The sequence below is a fragment of the Acetobacter sp. genome (assembly GCF_022483985.1).
Classification (GTDB): domain Bacteria; phylum Pseudomonadota; class Alphaproteobacteria; order Acetobacterales; family Acetobacteraceae; genus Acetobacter.
Map to the genome: position 1 here is coordinate 1515804 of NZ_JAKVME010000001.1, position 19048 is coordinate 1534851.

General features: G+C 56.1%; 19 protein-coding genes and 1 pseudogene. 15 read left to right on the plus strand and 5 right to left on the minus strand.

Annotated elements, in window-relative coordinates; all coding sequences use genetic code 11:
* Positions 1-136 precede the first annotated feature (136 nt).
* Positions 137-619 carry a glutathione peroxidase gene (locus tag LKE90_RS06680; RefSeq protein WP_291494449.1) on the minus strand — a complete coding sequence of 161 codons (483 nt, stop codon included), beginning with the start codon at positions 617-619 and terminating at the stop codon, positions 137-139.
* Positions 620-1021: 402 nt separating this feature from the next.
* Between LKE90_RS06680 and LKE90_RS06685 the strand changes: the two genes are divergently transcribed.
* The 3 genes from LKE90_RS06685 to LKE90_RS06695 all read left to right on the plus strand — a co-directional run bounded on the left by LKE90_RS06685 (position 1022) and on the right by LKE90_RS06695 (position 3413).
* Complete coding sequence (locus LKE90_RS06685; RefSeq protein WP_291494447.1) at positions 1022-1543, plus strand: hypothetical protein; 522 nt, start codon at positions 1022-1024, stop codon at positions 1541-1543.
* A 23-nt stretch (positions 1544-1566) separates the two neighbouring features.
* A complete protein-coding gene (lpxB, locus tag LKE90_RS06690) occupies positions 1567-2757 on the plus strand; it encodes a lipid-A-disaccharide synthase (protein WP_291494445.1) in 1191 nt (396 codons plus the stop codon).
* Positions 2758-2975: 218 nt separating this feature from the next.
* Positions 2976-3413, plus strand: coding sequence for a hypothetical protein (locus tag LKE90_RS06695; RefSeq protein ID WP_291494443.1), 438 nt, complete (start codon positions 2976-2978; stop codon positions 3411-3413).
* Between the two features lie 57 nt (positions 3414-3470).
* Here the strand turns inward: LKE90_RS06695 and LKE90_RS06700 are convergent, their stop codons facing one another.
* Positions 3471-4091: a copper chaperone PCu(A)C gene (locus tag LKE90_RS06700; RefSeq protein WP_291494441.1), complete on the minus strand. Its 621-nt coding sequence runs from the start codon at positions 4089-4091 to the stop codon at positions 3471-3473.
* A 228-nt stretch (positions 4092-4319) separates the two neighbouring features.
* Between LKE90_RS06700 and nrdR the strand changes: the two genes are divergently transcribed.
* The 11 genes and pseudogenes from nrdR (at position 4320) to LKE90_RS06755 (ending at position 13739) form a co-directional block, all read left to right on the plus strand.
* A complete protein-coding gene (gene nrdR, locus LKE90_RS06705; protein WP_291494439.1) occupies positions 4320-4790 on the plus strand; it encodes a transcriptional regulator NrdR in 471 nt (156 codons plus the stop codon).
* Between the two features lie 88 nt (positions 4791-4878).
* Positions 4879-5487 (plus strand): transcription antitermination factor NusB, encoded by a 609-nt coding sequence (gene nusB, locus LKE90_RS06710; RefSeq protein WP_291494437.1) that lies wholly within the window; start codon positions 4879-4881, stop codon positions 5485-5487.
* Entirely contained in the window at positions 5471-6481 is a 1011-nt protein-coding gene (gene thiL / locus LKE90_RS06715) for a thiamine-phosphate kinase (RefSeq protein ID WP_291494435.1), read from the plus strand. The genes nusB and thiL overlap by 17 nt, the downstream gene beginning before the upstream one ends.
* Before the next feature lie 224 nt (positions 6482-6705).
* The gene (locus LKE90_RS06720) at positions 6706-8406 is read left to right on the plus strand and encodes a methyl-accepting chemotaxis protein (RefSeq protein WP_291494434.1); all 1701 of its coding nucleotides are present in this window, start codon (positions 6706-6708) and stop codon (positions 8404-8406) included.
* A 339-nt stretch (positions 8407-8745) separates the two neighbouring features.
* Positions 8746-9546, plus strand: coding sequence for a hypothetical protein (locus LKE90_RS06725; protein WP_291494433.1), 801 nt, complete (start codon positions 8746-8748; stop codon positions 9544-9546).
* Positions 9546-9923 (plus strand): annotated as a pseudogene (locus LKE90_RS06730) (2-oxoglutarate and iron-dependent oxygenase domain-containing protein); the annotation flags it as partial. The gene LKE90_RS06725 and the pseudogene LKE90_RS06730, both read left to right, overlap by 1 nt.
* Before the next feature lie 153 nt (positions 9924-10076).
* Positions 10077-10571, plus strand: a complete 495-nt coding sequence (locus LKE90_RS06735; RefSeq protein ID WP_291501465.1) for a 2OG-Fe(II) oxygenase family protein — start codon at positions 10077-10079, stop codon at positions 10569-10571.
* A 62-nt stretch (positions 10572-10633) separates the two neighbouring features.
* Positions 10634-11620, plus strand: a complete 987-nt coding sequence (locus tag LKE90_RS06740; RefSeq protein ID WP_291494432.1) for a LysR family transcriptional regulator — start codon at positions 10634-10636, stop codon at positions 11618-11620.
* Positions 11621-11687: 67 nt separating this feature from the next.
* Positions 11688-12665, plus strand: coding sequence for an ABC transporter substrate-binding protein (locus tag LKE90_RS06745; protein WP_291494431.1), 978 nt, complete (start codon positions 11688-11690; stop codon positions 12663-12665).
* A gap of 161 nt (positions 12666-12826) precedes the next feature.
* Positions 12827-13507 (plus strand): dienelactone hydrolase family protein, encoded by a 681-nt coding sequence (locus LKE90_RS06750; RefSeq protein ID WP_291494430.1) that lies wholly within the window; start codon positions 12827-12829, stop codon positions 13505-13507.
* Between the two features lie 40 nt (positions 13508-13547).
* A complete protein-coding gene (locus LKE90_RS06755; RefSeq protein WP_291494428.1) occupies positions 13548-13739 on the plus strand; it encodes a hypothetical protein in 192 nt (63 codons plus the stop codon).
* Between the two features lie 45 nt (positions 13740-13784).
* Here LKE90_RS06755 and ppk2 read toward each other — a convergent pair whose 3' ends face one another.
* From ppk2 to LKE90_RS06770, 3 genes are all read right to left on the minus strand, one after another.
* Entirely contained in the window at positions 13785-14693 is a 909-nt protein-coding gene (gene ppk2 / locus LKE90_RS06760; protein ID WP_291494426.1) for a polyphosphate kinase 2, read from the minus strand.
* 142 nt (positions 14694-14835) lie between these two features.
* The gene (locus LKE90_RS06765) at positions 14836-16296 is read right to left on the minus strand and encodes a carbohydrate porin (RefSeq protein ID WP_291494424.1); all 1461 of its coding nucleotides are present in this window, start codon (positions 16294-16296) and stop codon (positions 14836-14838) included.
* Positions 16297-16301: 5 nt separating this feature from the next.
* On the minus strand, positions 16302-17912 hold the full coding sequence (locus tag LKE90_RS06770; protein ID WP_291494423.1) for an inorganic phosphate transporter: 1611 nt from the start codon (positions 17910-17912) through the stop codon (positions 16302-16304).
* Between the two features lie 121 nt (positions 17913-18033).
* On the opposite strand from LKE90_RS06770, the gene LKE90_RS06775 reads away from it, so the two are divergent.
* A complete protein-coding gene (locus tag LKE90_RS06775; RefSeq protein WP_291494421.1) occupies positions 18034-18867 on the plus strand; it encodes an MOSC domain-containing protein in 834 nt (277 codons plus the stop codon).
* Positions 18868-19048: the final 181 nt, after the last annotated feature.

Below are 19048 nucleotides of genomic sequence, written 5' to 3' on the forward strand. Positions count from 1 at the left end.
TACGGGTCTCTATCACCGTCACGGGATGCCGTCGCCCCCGGCATAGCTGGAAAACGGCAGGGATTCTGGTTCTGACTTATGGCGGTTTTATGGACAGCCCCAACGCGAGACAAAAGCCTCCGCGTCGGTGGGCAGCTCAGCTTCCCAGCACGACGCGATTGACGGCGTCATGCACACGGCCTGACGTCGGAGACGTTATACTGGAGAACCAGTTTACAAGCTGCCCTTCCCGATTGATCAGGTACTTGAAGAAATTCCAGCGTGGACGGGCGAAAAAACCGCCCTTTCCCGCCAGCCAGTGGAACAGCGGGGTGGCTTCAGCGCCCTTGACGTGACATCTGGCCGTCATCGGAAAGCTCACACCATAATTACGGGCGCAGAAGGTGGCGATTTCTGAGGCGCTCCCTGGCTCCTGCTGGCCGAAGTCATTGGACGGTATGCCAACGACGACGAGTTCATGCCCCATTTCCGACCAGAGCGACTGGAGACCTTCATATTGCGGCGTGAAACCACATTTCGAGGCCGTGTTGACAATCAGGAGCGGTTTTCCACGCCAGGCCCCGAGATCCACGACACCACCCTGAAGACCGGGAAGGCTGAAATCATAGGCACAGGACATTTTGCCGCTCTCCGTTGGCTGATGCGTCTCATTTTCCTGCCCATGTCTCCGCAGATTGTCGAGAGGCATGGACAACCGGAACAGTATAATGTGCACCCGCACCATCTCGCAAAGCCGGGATACGACATGGCTTCCATCAGGAGAAACTGCCAACAACGCCAGTTCACGAAACGGCTTCCGAAGCCCGGAAGAGGCGGAGGACCGCTGGAGAAAATGAGCCGGTCAAGGGAAATGCTTTCATGGAGCAACCTCCGGGCTTCACAAACATTCTTGCAGGAGATGAAAAGAGATGAAACAAAGGTGTCTCCTGCACGCGACAGCAGCCCTGACGGCCTGCCCTCTCTGCCAGTCGGTCTGAAAATGCCCGTTGTCTGTGGGAAACGCCGAATAAGGAGTGCGACCTTGACCCGACAATTTCTGGCCGCGACCATGATGATCACCGTGACCGGCTTTGGCATCGTCCCGGCAAAGGTGGCGCTGGCCGCATCGGTTCCAGCCGAAACCACGGACATGGTCGCTCCGGGGGCCGATAATACGGACCGGATTGTCTTTCGGATCACGCAGGCCAATCTCGGCCCCGGCTACACGTGGGGCAACGGCATCCTGCATTTCAAAAGTGCTGACTATGCCATCCGCGTGGAAGGTGGCGGAGCGCCCGCCATCGGCTATTCCAATGCCTGCGTGCAGGGCGCGGTCACCGGGCTGGCCACTGTCGAAGACTTCGACAGCACTTTCTGGGCCGTCAACACCGAGGCATCCGCCGGTAGCGGCACCGGCAACATGGCGCTCCAGAATCAACGGGGCACCGAGTTGCACCTCAACGTCAAAAGCCGTGGTGTGCGACTCTCCGCTGCTGCCGAGCGTCTTCGGTTCCACGTTCTCGGTCCAGCCAAACAGAGCTTCGACAGCCAGCGCTGCTCCTGATCAGGTCCGGATAGCCTTACTCCATGACTGACGCCCCCCTGATCTGGCTTCTCGCAGGAGAAGCCAGTGGAGACGTGCTGGGTTCGCGCCTGATGGCCGCCCTACGAAAGCAGCAGCCCGATGTCCGCTTTGCCGGGGTGGGAGGCCCCCGCATGACCGAGGCGGGTCTCATCAGTCTTTTCCCCATGAGAGATCTTGCCGTCATGGGGCTGGTGGAGATTCTGCCCCGTATACGGTCACTTTCCCGCCGTCTTGACGAAGCCGTCACCAACATTGAAGCCCTGCGGCCCGATCTGGTTGTGACCATCGACAGTCCCGGCTTTTCACTCCGGCTGCTGCGCCGGATCGCCCCGCTGCGTATTCCGCGCGTCCAGTATGTCGCGCCGCAGGTCTGGGCATGGCGGGAACACCGTGTGCGGAAATTCCCCGGTCTATGGGAAAAACTCCTCGTCCTGCTTCCCTTTGAGGAAACCTTCTTTCAGAAGCACGATCTTGACGCGCATTTCGTCGGTCATCCGGTGCTCCAGTCGGAAGCCGACAGAGGGGATGCCCATCGATTCCGTCAACAGCACCATCTACAGGACGCAGCCCCGATCCTGATTCTGATGCCCGGCAGCAGACGCTCGGAAGCCCCTCGCCTGTTGCCCGTTTTCGGCGCCATGCTGACGCTTCTGAAAAAACGGATGCCGGATATCGTCCCGGTTATTCCGGTCTCTCCGATCGTGGCGGACACCGTCAGAAAGGCAACAGCTCTCTGGCCGGTGCAACCGCTGATCGTGACGGAGATCACGGAAAAACATGAAGCTTTCGCAGCCGCCAGCGCCGCCCTGACAAAATCAGGCACGTCGACTCTCGAACTGGCTCTGGCTGGAGTGCCCATGGCGGTGACCTATCGTGTCAATCCGCTCACGGCCGCGATCGCCCGTCGCCTGATCCGCGTTCCCCATGTCGCCATGGTCAATCTTCTGGCGAGGGAAGCGCTCGTGCCGGAGTTGCTTCAGGAAGACTGCCGTCCGGACAAACTGGCGCAGACGGTTATCCAGCTCATGACTGATCCTCTCCTTCAGGCCCGTCAGAAGAAAGGGTTTCAGACCCTGCTTACCGGCCTTCGCGCACCGGGCCAGTCGACACCCGCTGATGCGGCCGCATCGGAAATCCTGAGTCTTCTTCGGGAAAAGGCTGCCAGTCTGCCCTCTCCTCATCCGGAAAGTTAGGGCAATCCCGCTGAACGCGGGTTCAGTTAAATTGCCCTAACACCCTGTCTATCGCGCGCCTTCAGCAGCTTAAACATGTCCGTTTGAACCGAATATGCGCCCATCCCCGGTGCGACATGGTGTCATAATCCGCCACTTGTTACAGTAGGTAACTTTTCTGCCTCATTCAGGAGACAGGACAACGATAGGACGATGACCAGAAACAGCATCAGGAATATATGATGAAGCGCTTGGCTTTCGCAGGTTTTGCTGCCCTTTCCCTCGCCATTGCGGCGCAGGATGTGCATGCCCAGAGCACGGTCCCGGCAACCCAGCAGTCATTTGGTTCTTCCCTGCTTTCAGGCGTGCGTCAGAGCGGTCAAGACGCCGTCAATCAGAGCGTCACGAACACTCGATCCAATCTCGAAAACCGTGCCAGTTCCTACAGCCAGAATGTGTCGGCCCGTGAAAAAGCAGTGAGTGACAAGGTCAACGGATACAAGGACGGCATAAACACTCAGACCGCCAATGCCCGGAACAAGGTGAGTGGCGGCCTCAAAAACTATCAGAACGATGTGGCTACGCGCAGGGAAAATATCGACAGTTCCTACAAGGCCAAGAAGTCACAGCTCACGGCGACCAAGAACGCCACCAAGTCCCTTCTCGGCACCTGGTAAAAAAGCATCGGACAGGAGAAAACTCCGGATTTCTCCTGTCGGTCCATCCTGCTCAATTCAGTTTGCCGTAGAGCGTGGCACCGGCTGATGCGCTCTGGTGCCACGCACCTCGAAACTGACCGTTTTTTCCGAGCCCCCCAGAAAATGGAACTGCACGGGAATGGTCATCCCCTGCTCCACCGCCTTCCCCTCCGCGACCTTGCAGACAAGATGATAACCGCCCGGCGGAAAGACCAGCATCTGTTTTGCCGGCAGGGTCAGATGCGTGAAGAGCTGTCGCGTCAGTGTGCCAACCTCCAGATCGGAATGATAACCGAACATGGTCGAGCAGGATGGAGAAGAAATCCGGTCGATCAGGTACGATGTGTCCGAACTGTTTTCCAGCTCGAAATAGGCGGCGACATAGTGCTGCCCAGCCCCGACATGCTGCATCCATCCGCCTTTTATGACCACATCCTTCGCGGCATGCTCCTGCCCGGGAATAACAGCGATGGTGAAACCGGTCTTAACGGCCTCGGTATTCAGTTCGTCCTCATGAGGCAGTGGTGTTGAGTCGGCATATCCCGTGGAAGCAGACAAAAGCATGGAAACGCCAAGCGCATTCGTCAGATAACGTCGCAACACACCGCCTTTTCCCATAGCCCTGCCGCCTTTCCACGAACCATACAGACTTCTCACACCCCGCTCCTTTCCGCATGCCGCTTCATTTTCCCCGGTTCATGTCCGCCCGTCTGCGACTCTGCGGAAACAGCCCCGGGTTGCGGGCGGGACTCCCGGATGATTTGGCGATATACCACTGAATTATGAAAAACAGTTCCTGCGCGACGGTCGCAGGAGCCATGAAAGTGCGGAACAGGGCGCCGTTATCGGAGGCTCCGGTCTGCACGGGATCAGGAACAGTAAGCGATGCGGTGCCCTTTCTGCAGTGAAGCCGAAACACAGGTGAAGGACAGCCGTCCCGCCGAAGACGGAACATCCATCCGCCGCCGCCGCGCCTGTGCGACGTGCGGACAACGCTTTACGACCGTTGAACGTGTCCAGCTTCGTGAACTGACCGTTGTGAAAGCCGATGGACGCCGCGCCCTGTTCGATCGGGAAAAGCTCTCCCGCTCCATCCGGATCGCGCTTCGCAAGCGTCCGGTCTCGGAAGAGCAGATCGAACAGATGGTCAGCGGCATCGTCCGGCGACTGGAAGCCTCCGGGGAAAGCGAAATCTCCACAACACGGGTAGGCGAACTCGCCATGGAATCGCTGCATGCGATCGACGCGGTCGGTTACGTCCGTTTTGCCAGCGTATACCGGGACTTCCGCGAGACAAAGGACTTCTCGGAAATCCTCACCAGTATCGATGACCGGCGCAACCAGAAGACTAAATAAGACATCAATGCTCCGAAGGGCTGGACCTTACGCCCCAAAGGCGTCATTTAGCGCCCCCTTGGATAACCATTTGGCAGGAGGCACGATCATGGCCCATTCAGACGACCGACTGAGCCCGGCCATGCGTCCGCGCACCGCCGCCCGTGTCGCCGCCGTTCAGGCTGTGTTTCAGATCGAACAGGGCAATGACACTGCGGACAGTGTCATCATCCAGTTTGTCCAGCATCGTCTGGGTACGACGCTCGCCGGAGAGACCTTCGACGACGGTTTCATCCCTGAAGCCGACGTGACGCTGTTCACCCGCCTCACCCGTCAGGCGGACGCTGGCACAGCCCATATCCATGAACTGCTGGCGGAGGTCCTGCCTCCGACATGGCCGGTCAAGCGCCTTGATCCAGTGCTCCGGGCCCTGTTTGCCGTCGCGATCTGTGAAATGGAAGAAAAAGACGCGCCGCCGGTGAACGTCATCATCAATGAGTATCTCGACGTTGCACATGGCTTTTTCTCTGGTGATGAGCCCAAGCTGGTGAATGGCGTTCTCGACGCCGTCGCCAGACGCCAAACGGCTTCGACTCAAGACGCCGCATCCGATGACGCAGCGGCAGTGGTATCCGAACAGCCGGAGAATGATCCTGCGGCTCACGTCCTGACGGAAGCCGCCGCAGAAACGGACCATTCCCATGACGGACAGGCCTGACCCCACCTCGCCCACGGACAGCCTCTCACACACGCTTCCGGACGAATTTTCCTTTATTCGTCGTCATTTCCGTCGCCTCGCCGGACGGGACGCCCTGGATCTCACTGACGATGCGGCGGTGTTCACACCGCCGTCCGGAAAGCAACTGGTGATCGCCGCCGACGCCATGGTCGAAGGCGTCCATTTCCTCCCCGATGATCCACCCGACACCATTGGCCGCAAACTGCTGCGCGCCAATCTTTCCGACATGGCGGCCATGGGTGCCCGTCCGTTCGGGTGGCTACTGACGCTTGCCTGCCCCAAAGCTGACGGTCGTTACAATGACGCGTGGTTTGAAGCGTTTTCAGACGGGCTGGCTGAAGATCAGGCGCTGTTCGGAGTCTCCCTGCTCGGTGGTGACACGACCTCCACGCGCGGCCCTCTGGTTCTCTCCCTCACCATTCTTGGCGACGTCTCGCCCAGCCACGCCCTGCGACGCAATGGAGCGCAGAATGGTGACGGACTATGGGTCACCGGCACCATAGGGGACGGAGCGCTCGGTCTTCTGGCGCTTCAGAACAGGGTTGCCGATTCCACAGGCTGGCTTACGAAACGTTATCGCCTTCCTCAACCCCGACTTGGGCTGGATCTTTCGGGTATCGCGCATGCCGTGATGGATGTGTCAGACGGACTTGTTCAGGATATCGGCCACCTTGCACGGGAGAGCGGTCTGGGGGCTCGTCTCAATGTCGATAGCGTGCCGCTGTCAGACGCCGCACGCACCGTTGTCGCTGACGATGATGGCCTTGCTCTCTGTCTGACCGGCGGCGATGACTACGAACTGTTGCTGGCTGTTCCGGATGATCAGACACCGGCCCTTCTGAGTCGATGCAGAGCCCAGGGAGTGGCTGTCACCCGGATTGGAGACTTCGTCAGCGCTCAGAAGGGCGTGCAGGTCCTCCGTCACGATGGCTCACCCTTCCCGCTACGGCGTCAGGGCTGGAGCCATTTCTGATCCGGCCTGTTGCAAGCCCAGCGAAAATGGTGAGAGCCTTCGGAGAAACTGACCTTGCTCCCTACCCGTTCTTCAGGAACAGGACATATTGTCTCAACCGCAAGAAACCTTGATGCTCAGCACCATTAAATGCTGAATTAAAAACACACCTAAAAATGGAAATAAAAAATTATCTATTTAGATTTTATACTGGACTGAATTGACAGGTTTAAGGACAGTATAAAATGTTAAAATCTTGGCCCGGTGGCTGGGCGGATGCGAAAGCAACACTGGCAGCGCTCCGACAGTCATTTGCGGTCATCGAGTTTGACACCCGGGGCATTATCCTAAGCGCGAACGAAAATTTCTGTCACGCAATGGGGTATAAATCCGAGGAACTCATCGGTCGGCATCACAGTATTTTTGCCGAACCGGATTACGCCAGCAGTCCGGAATATCGTGCTTTCTGGGAGAAGCTGGCCAGTGGCGAATGCGTGACTGGTGAGTGTGTGCGTATCGGAAAAGATGGCAATGAGGTCTGGTTGCAGGCGTCCTACTCCCCTGTGCGTGACGTCTCCGGCAACGTGTACAAGATCGTAAAGCTTGCATCCGTCATTACCGGCTCCGTTATGGAAGCAACCGATTCCAAAGGAAAGCTGGAGGCGCTTTCCCGTGTGCAGGCCGTTATCGAATTTCTGCCTGATGGCACGATCATGACGGCCAATAAAAATTTTCTGAAAACTGTCGCTTACGATCTTCAGGAAATACAAGGACGTCATCACAGCATGTTTGTTGAAACGAGTGTCGCGAAGACATCCGAATATGCCGCTTTCTGGGACAAGCTGCGAGCCGGTGAATTTGTGTCTTCCGAGTGCAAGCGGATCGGCAAGAATGGCAAGGAAATCTGGTTGCAGACCTCCTACAATCCGATTTTTGACCGGAAAGGCCGTATTATCAAGGTCGTCAAGTTCGCCACCGACATTACCCGACGCGTACAGGCCATCAATGAAATCGAGCATGGCCTGAAGAAGCTGGCCAGCAATACACTCAATTACCGCCTCACCACACCAATCGACAGCACTTACGAAGGTCTCCGGCACGACTTCAACAAGGCCATCCAGAACCTCGATCAGACCATTGGCGCCATTTCCTCTTCGGTCACGACAGTTGGCCGGGGAGCTGACGAGATTACCACAGCCTCGGTCGATCTGGCCCAGCGCACGGAAACGCAGGCTGTCAGTCTGGAAGAAACAGCCTCCCGTCTCAACCAGCTTACAAATGCCGTGACCCGGAGCGCTGACGGCGCCAAGGATGCGTCCACCCTTGCATCCAACGTCCGCACCAATGCCGCCAGATCCGGCGAGGTTGTGAACAACGCTGTCAAGGCCATGGAGCAGATCAGAAACACTTCACAGTCAATTTCGCAGATTGTCGGCATGATTGATGAAATTGCCTTTCTGACCAACATGCTGTCGCTGAATGCCGCTGTTGAGGCAGCACGTGCGGGTGAGGCTGGAGTGGGTTTCTCCGTGGTCGCTTCCGAAGTCCGTCAGCTCGCGAAACGCTCCGCCGACGCTTCAAAACAGATCAGGGACTTGATTTCCAGTTCCGACATTCAGGTTCAGCGGGGTGTTGAAATGGTGGGAACCGCTGGCAAAGCCCTGCAGTCCATCATGGCCGAGATGTTCCATATGGATAATCTGATGTCTGACATCGCCACAGGCGCCCAGGAACAGGCACAGGGGTTGGCACAGATCAATGAGTCTGTGAGCAAGCTTGACCACATGACCCAGAAGAATGCGGCGATGGCAACGCAAAGCACAAAAGCCGCAAACGCTCTGGACGGTCAGGCAAAACGACTTGAGAGACTTACTGGAAATTTCAAAATCACTTCATCCGGTGAAACTTTAGCACAGATATTTACGCCTGAACTGTGTGGTGTTTAGGACGCCACTTAATCTATCTGCAAGGCAATCGGTATCCCTGTCATTATGCAGACGCTACTGGATTGCCCTTATTAATAAATAAAAATAGAAATATGTACTTTTATAAAAAATTAATCTATAATTACAAATAAAATACCATTTAAAATAATTATAATTCAATTTAATTTTTATATAATTGAATTTATATTCAAATCAAAAAATTTTTTCAAAAAACCTCGACGATGAATCGTCACTCCCCATAGATCATATCTATGAAAAATATTGACCATTTATACGTTACGATTCCATTATGATATGTGAAAAAACAGTCGTCGGTGGTGTTTAGATAAGAGGCCCCAGATGGATTGCCTGGAAATCACCAGATCAAAAATCGATATCGCCAGTCTTGTCGGATTATGGACACGTAGTCTTATTGAGTGGGCCGATGGCAGCCGTGATGAAAGCACCAAAGTCTTCTGGTTGCAGGGGAAGAACCATTTTATCGATCTTCGCCAGCCCGCGTCTCTGCCTCTTTTCCCGAACAAAAAATGCCGTGACGATCTGACGCATCAGGACTGTCTCGCTTTGTCCCGACAGGAAGGTTTTGCGGGACATCTTCGAACGAACGGTGCCGCATACGAATGGGTTCGGCTGATCGACTATCAACCCGCCCAAAGTCTGGCTGATGCGGGGTTTCTCCATTGGCAGAACAATATACTGGTAGAGACAGGAAGAGATCTGCCCTACACGGAGCACTGGCACCGTGAAAAAGGGTTTACCTCATCAATTCCGCTGAACTTTCAACTCGTGGATAAGACCAACGGTTGCAGGGCGGCTTTTATCATGGTCGGACGCGATTTCATGTTCGCCAGAGATCGAAGCGTTTCTCTTCCCGCAGACATGACATTACACCAAGCGGTCAGTCAGGCCTCGAACGAAAAGATCGCCCGCCAATTGATTGATTGTGAAATCTCATTTGGCAAAATCGCCGAGGCTGGTGGTCCACTCGTCATCCACAATTCAACTCTACCGTGGAAAACAGGTTCATTATTCCAGTTTGATCTGTCGGGAGAAAACATCGTCACGATAGCCGATATCGCGTCCAATGGGAAAAACATAACACACAGATGGCATCGGATATCCACGGAAGGGAGCGAGTGATGGACAGTCATTTCACGACAATACCTGTCATTGATATGTCAGGGTTGAACGGCACGACCGAACAGAAGCTGACTGTCGTTGAAAACCTCGCCCATGCGGCAAGGCATGTCGGCTTCATGTACATCACGGGTCACGGCATGGAGCCTTCGCTATTCTCCAATATGCTGAACGAAGCAAAAACCTTTTTCGATCTACCCATTGAAGAAAAAATGGCCCTTTATATTGGCTAATCCTCCAATCATCGCGGCTACGTGCCACATGGCGAAGAAGTTTTCTCAGGCGGCAGTAAAGACCTCAAGGAAGCCTTCGATCTGTCACTGGATCTGCCTTCCGACGACCCTGACTACCTTGCCGGCAATCCCCTCCTTGGCCCCAACCAGTGGCCGCCCATTCCGCAGTTCCGTGAAATAATAACTTCTTATTACAACAGTGTTTTTAATGTAGGTCGTCGTCTGATATCAGCATTTGCCCTGGCTCTGGGATTGGACGCTGATGCGTTTGAAGCCAGCCTGACCAGACCGCCCAGCCAGTTGCGACTGATCCATTATCCTTATGATCCGACAGCACACGATGTAGCGGGCATCGGCGCGCATACTGACTTCGAATGTTTCACATTGCTGCGTGCAACGGCGCCCGGTCTGGAAGTCATGAACGGTCAGGGACAGTGGATTGATGCTCCTCCGATCGAAAACGCCTTCATCGTTAATATTGGTGATATGCTAGAACTTCTCAGCGGAGGGGAGTTTATCGCCACATCACATCGGGTAAGAAAAGTAAAAAAGGAACGCTATTCGTTCCCCTTATTTTTCTCTCTGGACTATAATACACGAGTACAGCCGCTGCCCGGTCGGGAGAACCCCGCTCTCCCGACACAGAGCCTTCTGGCCGGGGAGCATCTTTTTGCGCAGACAGCCCAGATATTTACCTATCTGAAACAACGTCTTGCAGATGGAACCCTGATTCTGCCAGACTCTTCACTGGCGCTCTCCTCCTTTGGTCAGGAATCACGGCATCTGAACGCGTAACGCCATAATAGTTTTTCGCTTTTCTGTCGGCGACAGTCTTTTCAAATCGGAACGGAATGAAGGTGAAAACACAAAAGGTCGTCTCTCCCACAGAACAGACCCTCAAGGCCTTTATCCGTAAGGTTGACTGGAATCTCTGTAGGGATTTTCTGGCTATTGTTGAATATGGAGGCATAGGCTCCGCTGCACGAGCAACAGGACGACAGCAGCCCAGTCTTAGCTCTTCTCTCAAGCGGTTTGAGAATCATATCGGTTTCACTCTCTGCACCCGATCAAGCCGAGGAATAGAACTGACACCATCCGGAAAGGCTGTTTTTGAACTGTGCCGGGAAATGGCCGGATGTGTCATGGCAATCCCCCAGCATGCGGCCGCCGCCGCCGGATGTATTGAGGGGACCCTGAGGCTCAGCATGCTCGCCGATCTTGGAATTCGCGCTGTTGATGACACCATCATCATGTTTCATGAAATATATCCATCCGTTTCCCTCCACATCGACGTTGCGCCCTGGCGTGACACAATTGAAGCTGTCGTAAGAGGGGATGCTGATATTGGCATAAGCTGCGACAATGCGCCCCGGGACACTCTCCGTTATGTGCTGATGGGATGCGAAAAGCAGCAGCTTTATTGTCACGCTTCCTCCAGCATCTTTCAGGAGCTGCAATCGCTTCTTTCTGATCCCGGACAGTACAAACCTCAAGTTTTTTCGAAGTACAACTTCATTCTGACCGGAAATGACGAGCCGCAGGAACTTTTTTCATTCCGGAAGCGCCATGGGCTGGGTCGCCATATCGGTGGGCAGGCTGACACGCTGAGCGAGGCGCGCCGGCTTATTCGCCTTGGTGTGGGAATCGGTTTTCTACCAACAGATTTCGCGGCCGGAGATGTCCAGACCGGACAACTTGTTCCGCTTCTGCCTGAGGAGATTCTTCCGCGTTATCCGATCTACATGATCACGCGCGCGGAGACCCCGGACGGCACTGCGGCATCCTTGATCGTGAATGTCATCATTTCAAGAACGGCAGGAAAGGAGATGCAGCAAAGCCCCTGAAACGCAGTTATCTGCTCGTGCCACCAACTCGTCATGCGACACCTTCATCCCCGAAAAAGGAACTCTCATGAAGTTAGGATACGGACTTAAACGTCTTGCGCTGGCTCTCAGCCTATCACTGGCCACCCTCGGCTCGGCGCAGGCCGCTCCTCTACAGGTCGGTTTCAGTGACTGGCCCGGTTTTGTGGCCTGGCAGATCGCCATCGAGAAAAACTGGTTCAAGGAAGCTGGTATCGACGTCAATTTTCAATGGTTCGACTACAGCGCCTCGCTGGATGCCTACGCGGCAGGAAAACTTGATGCCATAGCGGCAACAAATGGCGATGTTCTTGTCACGGGCTCATCCGGTCGGAAAAGCATCATCGTCATGGCTAATGACTATTCTGACGGCAATGACATGATCATCGCAGTTCCGGGCATCTCATCCCTCTCCGAACTGAAGGGAAAGAAAATTGCCGTGGAAACCGGACTTGTCGATCACCTCATGCTTCTGACGGCACTCAAGCAGGTCGGACTTTCGGAAAAGGACGTGACATTGGTCAACACAAAAACCAATGAAACACCGCAGGTTCTTGCTTCAGGTTCAGTCGCCGCCATTGCCGCCTGGCAACCTAGTTCAGGACAGGCGCTTCGGGAGGTTCCCGGCTCCAGACCACTCTTCACATCACGGGAAGCGCCAGGCCTTATCTACGACGTTCTGGCCGTCAGCCCGGAAAGTCTGAAAGAGCACAGAGAGGAATGGAAGCGGCTTATTTCAGTCTGGGACCGCGTGGTGGCCTACATCAGGGACCCGAAAACACGCGATGACGCCGTCGCCATCATGTCTGCCCGTGTGGGTCTTCCACCGGCAAGCTATACAAAACTTCTCAAAGGCACCCACCTGCTGACCATCGAAGGAAACCGTGAAATCTACAAAAGAACGGAGGGGCTATCCTCTCTTCTGGGTTCCACCCGCAATGCGGATGCATTCAACATCCGTTACGACGTTTACAAAACACCGCAGAATGTCCCGTCTTACCTTGATGCGAGCCTGATCCAGCCTTAACGGCCTTTCGCCCGGCATGTGTCTGAAATATATGCAAACACATGCCTGGCTGTTTTGTTCGGGACGCAGATCTCATCCGGCTCTCCTAACATTGACAGTTTCCCTTATCGGTTCAGGATCAGGCGCAGACGACAACGCTTTTCTGCCGAGAGGACACTGTCATGAATTCGAGCATTACCCTGACCGCCGCCGATGGTCATGAATTTTCCGCCTGGCAAGCCGGAGCGCAGGATGCGCCTTATGCGCTGATCGTGGTGCAGGAAATTTTCGGCGTAAACAACAATATCCGAAATGTAGCGGACGAATTCGCCGCTGCTGGTTTCTCGGTGCTCGCACCCGCTGTTTTCGATCGCGCGCAACGCAACGTCGAGTTGGGATACAGCCCGGAAGACGTGCAGGAAGGGCTTCGTCTGCGGAACGAAATCCCGCTGGCCGATACGCTCGCCGACCTCCATGCCTGCGTGCAACACTTCAGGCATCACGCCCCCCGCCGCAAGATAGGCATCATCGGCTACTGCTGGGGCGGTACGCTGGCCTGGGACGCCGCGACCCATACGCACGATCTGGGAGCCGCTGTCAGCTGGTATGGTGGCGGCATTGCGGCTCACAAGGACGCCACACCTCACTGCCCCGTGCAACTGCATTTCGGTGTAGAAGACACCTCCATTCCGCATCAGGACGTAAAAATCATCCGTGAGACGCATCCCGAAGTCGAGCTATACGTTTATGACGATGCAGGACATGGTTTTGGAAACAGGGATCGTTCCAGCTTCAATGCCGACGCCAACCGTCTGGCATGGGAGCGCAGCGTCGAGTTCCTGAAAGCCAGCCTGCATACATGAGCGGCCGTAAGGCCGCACAATCCGCATGGAGGACAAGCTCATGCAAGGAATGACACCGGACTTCCAGAAACGGCAGATGCCTGTGGCCAGCCTGATCATAGCAGTGAGTGTCGCGGCAACAGGCCTGCTGGTCACACTCGTCAGCAGGGCTATGGGAAGCAAGGCCCCAACATCAACTAGCGCACCCTCACGGGAAGCAGCGCCGGTTGCGAGCCCGCCTTCCGCCTCCTGACCCAAAAGCGAGGAGAGGCGTTATCCGCCTCTCCCCAGCCCGTATTCAGTAAACTTCCGGCACGATCAGCGATTCAGGTGTTGGCTGACGCTCATAGTCCGGATTGAACTTGCGCGGCGGCAACTGCGCCAGCGGGCGTTCCACAGCTTCATAAGGCACCTGTGAGAGCAGGTGATTGATGCAGTTCAGACGGGCTTTTTTCTTGTCCACAGCCTGCACGACCCACCAGGGGGCCTCTTCAATGCTTGAACGCTCCAGCATCTCTTCCTTGGCGCGGGTATAGTCTTCCCACCGGATGCGGCTCTGAAGGTCCATCGGACTGAGCTTCCACTGCTTCAGCGGGTCCTGAATACGGGCGTGGAAACGGCGCTCCTGCTCATCGTCCGTGATCGAAAACCAGTATTTCACAAGCTTGATACCGCTTCTGACCAGCATGCGCTCAAACTCGGGCACAGAGCGGTAGAACTCTTCATATTGGTCGTCCGTGCAGAAACCCATGACCCGCTCGACACCGGCGCGATTATACCAGCTACGATCGAACAGAACGATCTCACCGGCAGACGGCAGGTGGCTGACATAGCGCTGGAAATACCACTGTGTGCGCTCACGTTCCGTCGGTGCGGAAAGAGCGGCAACCCGGCAGATACGGGGATTCAGACGCTGGGTGATGCGTTTGATGGCGCCACCCTTGCCAGCGGAATCACGGCCTTCAAACAGCACGACAAGACGGTAGCCGGTTTCCTGCACCCAGTCCTGCAATTTGACGAGTTCGCCCTGCATGCGCAGAAGTTCACGGAAATAGGTCCGACGGAAAGAGCCGCCTTCTACAGCTTCTCCCTCAAAACGCCGGTCGTCGAGTTCAAGCTCAAACTCTTCGTCAATATCGTCGAGAATGTCCTCGCGTGTGCGAAGCCGCTCCTCGGCAGCAGACAAGGCTGTTCGTTCTTCGCTCACCACAGTTTCTCCTGCTCTTGATATTCCGATATCATCAGGACGATCCGGAAAGTTTCATGACCCATGATGTGGCAGAAATTCCTTGTCCGGTCATGATATTTACAAGAAATACTGAGAGATTTAACAGAAAATACACAAACAATCAGAAACTGGTCGTCACATTGAGACCAAAGACCGCAGCGTCACGCACGCGCCTTGCTGTAGATGCCTTGAGTATTCCTCCACCCACATGATGGATATATTGAAAATCGGGCTGCACGCTGATGCCGTTCCAGACCGGTGCCTGCCAGGTCAGTTCGACATGATGCTCCGCCTGTAGAGGAAGAACGCCGTCCGCGCCCTCCCGCAGACTGTCCTGATTGAAACTCCAGGCGCGGTTTCCGGAATTGCTCATCCCCCATGCCAGTCCCAGCACATCCTGAGAACGCCATGGCACGATACCGTGGAACGTAAAACCCGCCTGAATACCAAAGGACAGACTGTTCTGTTTCCCGCCTGTCCCCATGACTCTGGTAAAAATGCTGGCCGCCTTGGGCGCGTCTCCGTCCGGATTCCAGAACGTCTGGTCCACAATACCGTAGATCATCCAGTTGCCGTGATGCATCAGGGGCTGGCCGTTTGAATCACTCGTCGCCAGAAGATGACCCCGCGTATCGTAACGACGATCCGGGAACGAACCGCTGTCATAGAAACCGCCCAGCTTCCACACACCGGGCAACGCGCCTGTCGGGGCGTCACTGAAAACAGCGGCATCAACGGAAAGATCCACCTCCGCCATGGCGAGAACGCCTGTCGAAAGGCTGAACCGTGTGCCGGACGGGTTCATATCCAGCACGGATCGTTCACTGAAAAACGGACCTCCGGTCGGATTGTCGTCCATCACACCGACAAGAATGCTGACCGGATAGGTTGGTATGATGCGGGCGCGGATACCCGGCACCGACAGCGGCCATGATGGCCCTCCTCCGTAGAGGTTTGCCGATGGCACGCCGGGCCAGCCGAAATCAGCATTCAGGAACAGGGAGGCATTGTCACTGACAAGGAACTCCGTATCGGGATCAATCGCCCCAAGCCGGATATCAAGCCGGTTGTTCCAGAAGCCCTGACCATACCAGAGTTCGAACAGGCGGGTATTCCGGCCACCGGCATCATAACCGCTCAGCGTGTTGATCGCGCCGACGCGGTCAGCCGTAGCGGAACGCCCCCGAAGCTGGATGGCGCTGATGTTGAACAGCCCATCATGCCAGCCGAACAGAGGCGCCGTATCGAGGTTGAGAGTAGCGATTGTTGCGCCGTCATAGATCGCGCCACGCGAGAGGCCGCCGGAAGCGACACCCCATAGCTCCTCCACATCCTGAAGATGCAGGCGGACACCATGAGCCCTGAGCCGGGAGCGCGCGCCGACGGGGTCGCCAAGCAGGGTTGTATCCCATCCCTGAGGCGTGCTGTCGGGGGCTGTGCTTGGAAAAGGAAGCGGAACACCGGAAGGAAGAACGTCGGTGACCGGAGGATTGTCCGCTGCCAGTGCCGGAGCCGCCAGCCGGAAGGACAGACCTCCCAGAATGACGGCTCCGATAAGACGGGACAGAACGTCCCGTTTCATACCAGTCAGAAAACCTGACGCAGCAGGATGTAGAGCACACCACTGATCATCATGGCTGCCGGCAGGGTGATGACCCATGCGAGCGCCATCGTCCTGAGGGTGGACCACTGGAGACCCGAGCCATTGGCAGCCATTGTTCCGGCGACACCACCGGAGAGGATGTGTGTTGTGGAAACCGGCATGCCGTATCCTTCGGCAAGGCCGATCGTGCCCATGGCGACGATCTCGGCGGCGGCGCCCTGAGCGTAGGTCAGGTGCGTCTTGCCGATTTTCTCACCGACAGTGATGACAATGCGCTTCCAGCCCACCATGGTTCCCAGACCAAGCGCAATGGCGACGGCGATCTTCACCCAGATCGGGATGAAGCGTGTGCCTTCGTTCAGCGCGGCCATGAACTTCTTGAAACGGCCATTCTCTTCAGCCGAGAAGGTGTCGCCAGCCTTCATGGTGCGGATGGCGTCAGACGTCAGATACATGTCCGTGCGGACGTTGGCGACCGAAGCGGACGGCATGCTCCGCAGTGAACCATAGCTTTTCACAGCCGAGGACACGGAGTCAGACAGGACCGAAAGCGCCGACCAGACCTGAGGACCAGACACATTGCGATCACGCAGGGCGTCACTCACAATGTGACGGGCCTCTTCGATGCTTGGAGCAGGCGTTCCGTTAACATGCGAGCGGAAAGCCTCGGCAGCGTAATCAGCGGACTGCACGAAGCCCGGTGTCATGCTGTCAGGCATGGCGCGGTTGAGGGCATAAGCTGTCGGAGCCGCACCGATGAGGATCAGCATGATCAGGCCCATGCCTTTCTGACCGTCGTTCCCACCATGAAAGAAGGACACGCCGGTGCAGGTGCCGATCAGCAGGCCACGGATCCACCACGGCGGCGGCTGGTCGCCCTTCGGGGCTTCGTAGAGTTTGCGGCTGCGGATGGTGAGTTTCATCAGAACCAGCAGGGCGGCCGACAGGGCGAAACCGCAGATCGGGCTGAACAGCAGGGACTTGAAGACCTTGGTGACCTGTGCCCAGTCCACACCCTGCGTGGCAATGCCGTGAGGAGCCATAAGCTGGTTGGCGATACCGACGCCCATGATGGAGCCGATCAGGGCATGGGAGGAGGAGTTCGGGATACCCATCGCCCATGTCGCCAGATTCCAGATGATCGCCGCGAGCAGAAGCGCGAAGATCATGGCGTGACCCGCGCCGCTTCCGACCTGAAGGATCAGTTCGACTGGCAGCAGGGAGACGATGCTGTAGGCGACCGCGCCGGAGGAGACGAGAACACCGAGCAGGTTCCACATGCCGGACCAGACGACGGCGACCAGAGGCGGCAGGCTGTTGGTGTAAATGACAGTCGCGACGGCGTTTGCCGTGTCGTGAAAGCCGTTGACGAATTCAAACCCGAGGGCGATGAGCAGAGCAAGGCCCAGCAGGACGAATGCGCCAATGGCTACGCCCTGACCACCTGCGGTATGAAGATCCGATAGAACGCTGTAACCCACGAACCCCAGGGCAACGAAAACGATACCCTGAAAGAACATCCGGAAAGCGGGGTGTTCTCCTCCCCGCATATCCGGCCGTCCTGCGGGGATGGCATCGGCTGTTGTATCTGACATGTATTTAACCACTCAGTAAGGAAACCTGAAGCCCTTCTAGCCAACCCGTCCCTGAAAGATTCAGTGATAGTTTTGTGACAGGCCTGTTCGTTTCACTTCTGAAATTTGTTGAAAGTGTCTCATGCGACTGTTTCTGCACTCTCTTCACATTCATCCCGTGAAAAGCCTGCACGGTCTTTCAATGCAGGAGCTTCTGCTCTGTCCGTGGGGACCGGACAAGGATCGCCGCTGGATGATCGTTGATCACGAGGGACAGTTCGTCACCCAACGCAGATATCCGGTGATGGCGACAATAAATGTCTCGATCACGACGGAAGGTCTGCGGCTCACGCACAACGGCCAGCCGGATTTGAGGGTCAGACGCCCCACTGGAGAGGCTCGCCCCGTCACGGTATGGAAAGACACGGTTCAGGCTCTTGATGCGGGTGATGACGCCGCCCTGTGGGTCTCCGGGATCATCGGCATGCCCTGTCGTCTGGTCTACATGCCCTGCCCCGAGAGCGACCGCCGCCGCCAGTGGGATGACCGTGTTTTTACAAACTCTTTCTCGGATGGCTTTCCGGTACTGATCACGACGCTTGCCTCACTGAACGATTTGAACAACCGTCTGGACGCTCCCGTCCCGATGGACCGTTTTCGTCCCAATCTCGTCGTGTCCGGCGCAGAAGCGTGGGAAGAAGACAGATGGGCAAGGATACGGATTGGCGGCGCGGAACTGAGTCTGGTGAAACCCTGCTCCCGCTGTGTGATGACCACCGTGGATCAGGACACAGGCCTCATCCCCGACCGGAAAGAACCCTTGGCTACTCTGGCACGGTTCAGAAAACAGGAAGGGGGCGTGATGTTCGGCCAGAATGCGCTCGTGGAGCGCACAGGGCGGGTTTCTGTCGGTGAAGAGGTGGAAATTCTTGAGTTCAGGCCAGCAACGGTGGAGCGGTCAGACTCTCTTGAATGACGCAGGCGTTTCCCTGAACTCCATACGGGAACGGCCCCAAGTCCGTTGTAAACAAACGGTTTCCAGAGACGCCCCTTTTGGCAGGAGCTCGGGGTAGCGTCCCGTAAGTCTTTCCAACAGGAAGAGACACGCAAGACCGTTAATACCACCTGCACCCAAAAGACGTTTTTCTGAAGCTTTT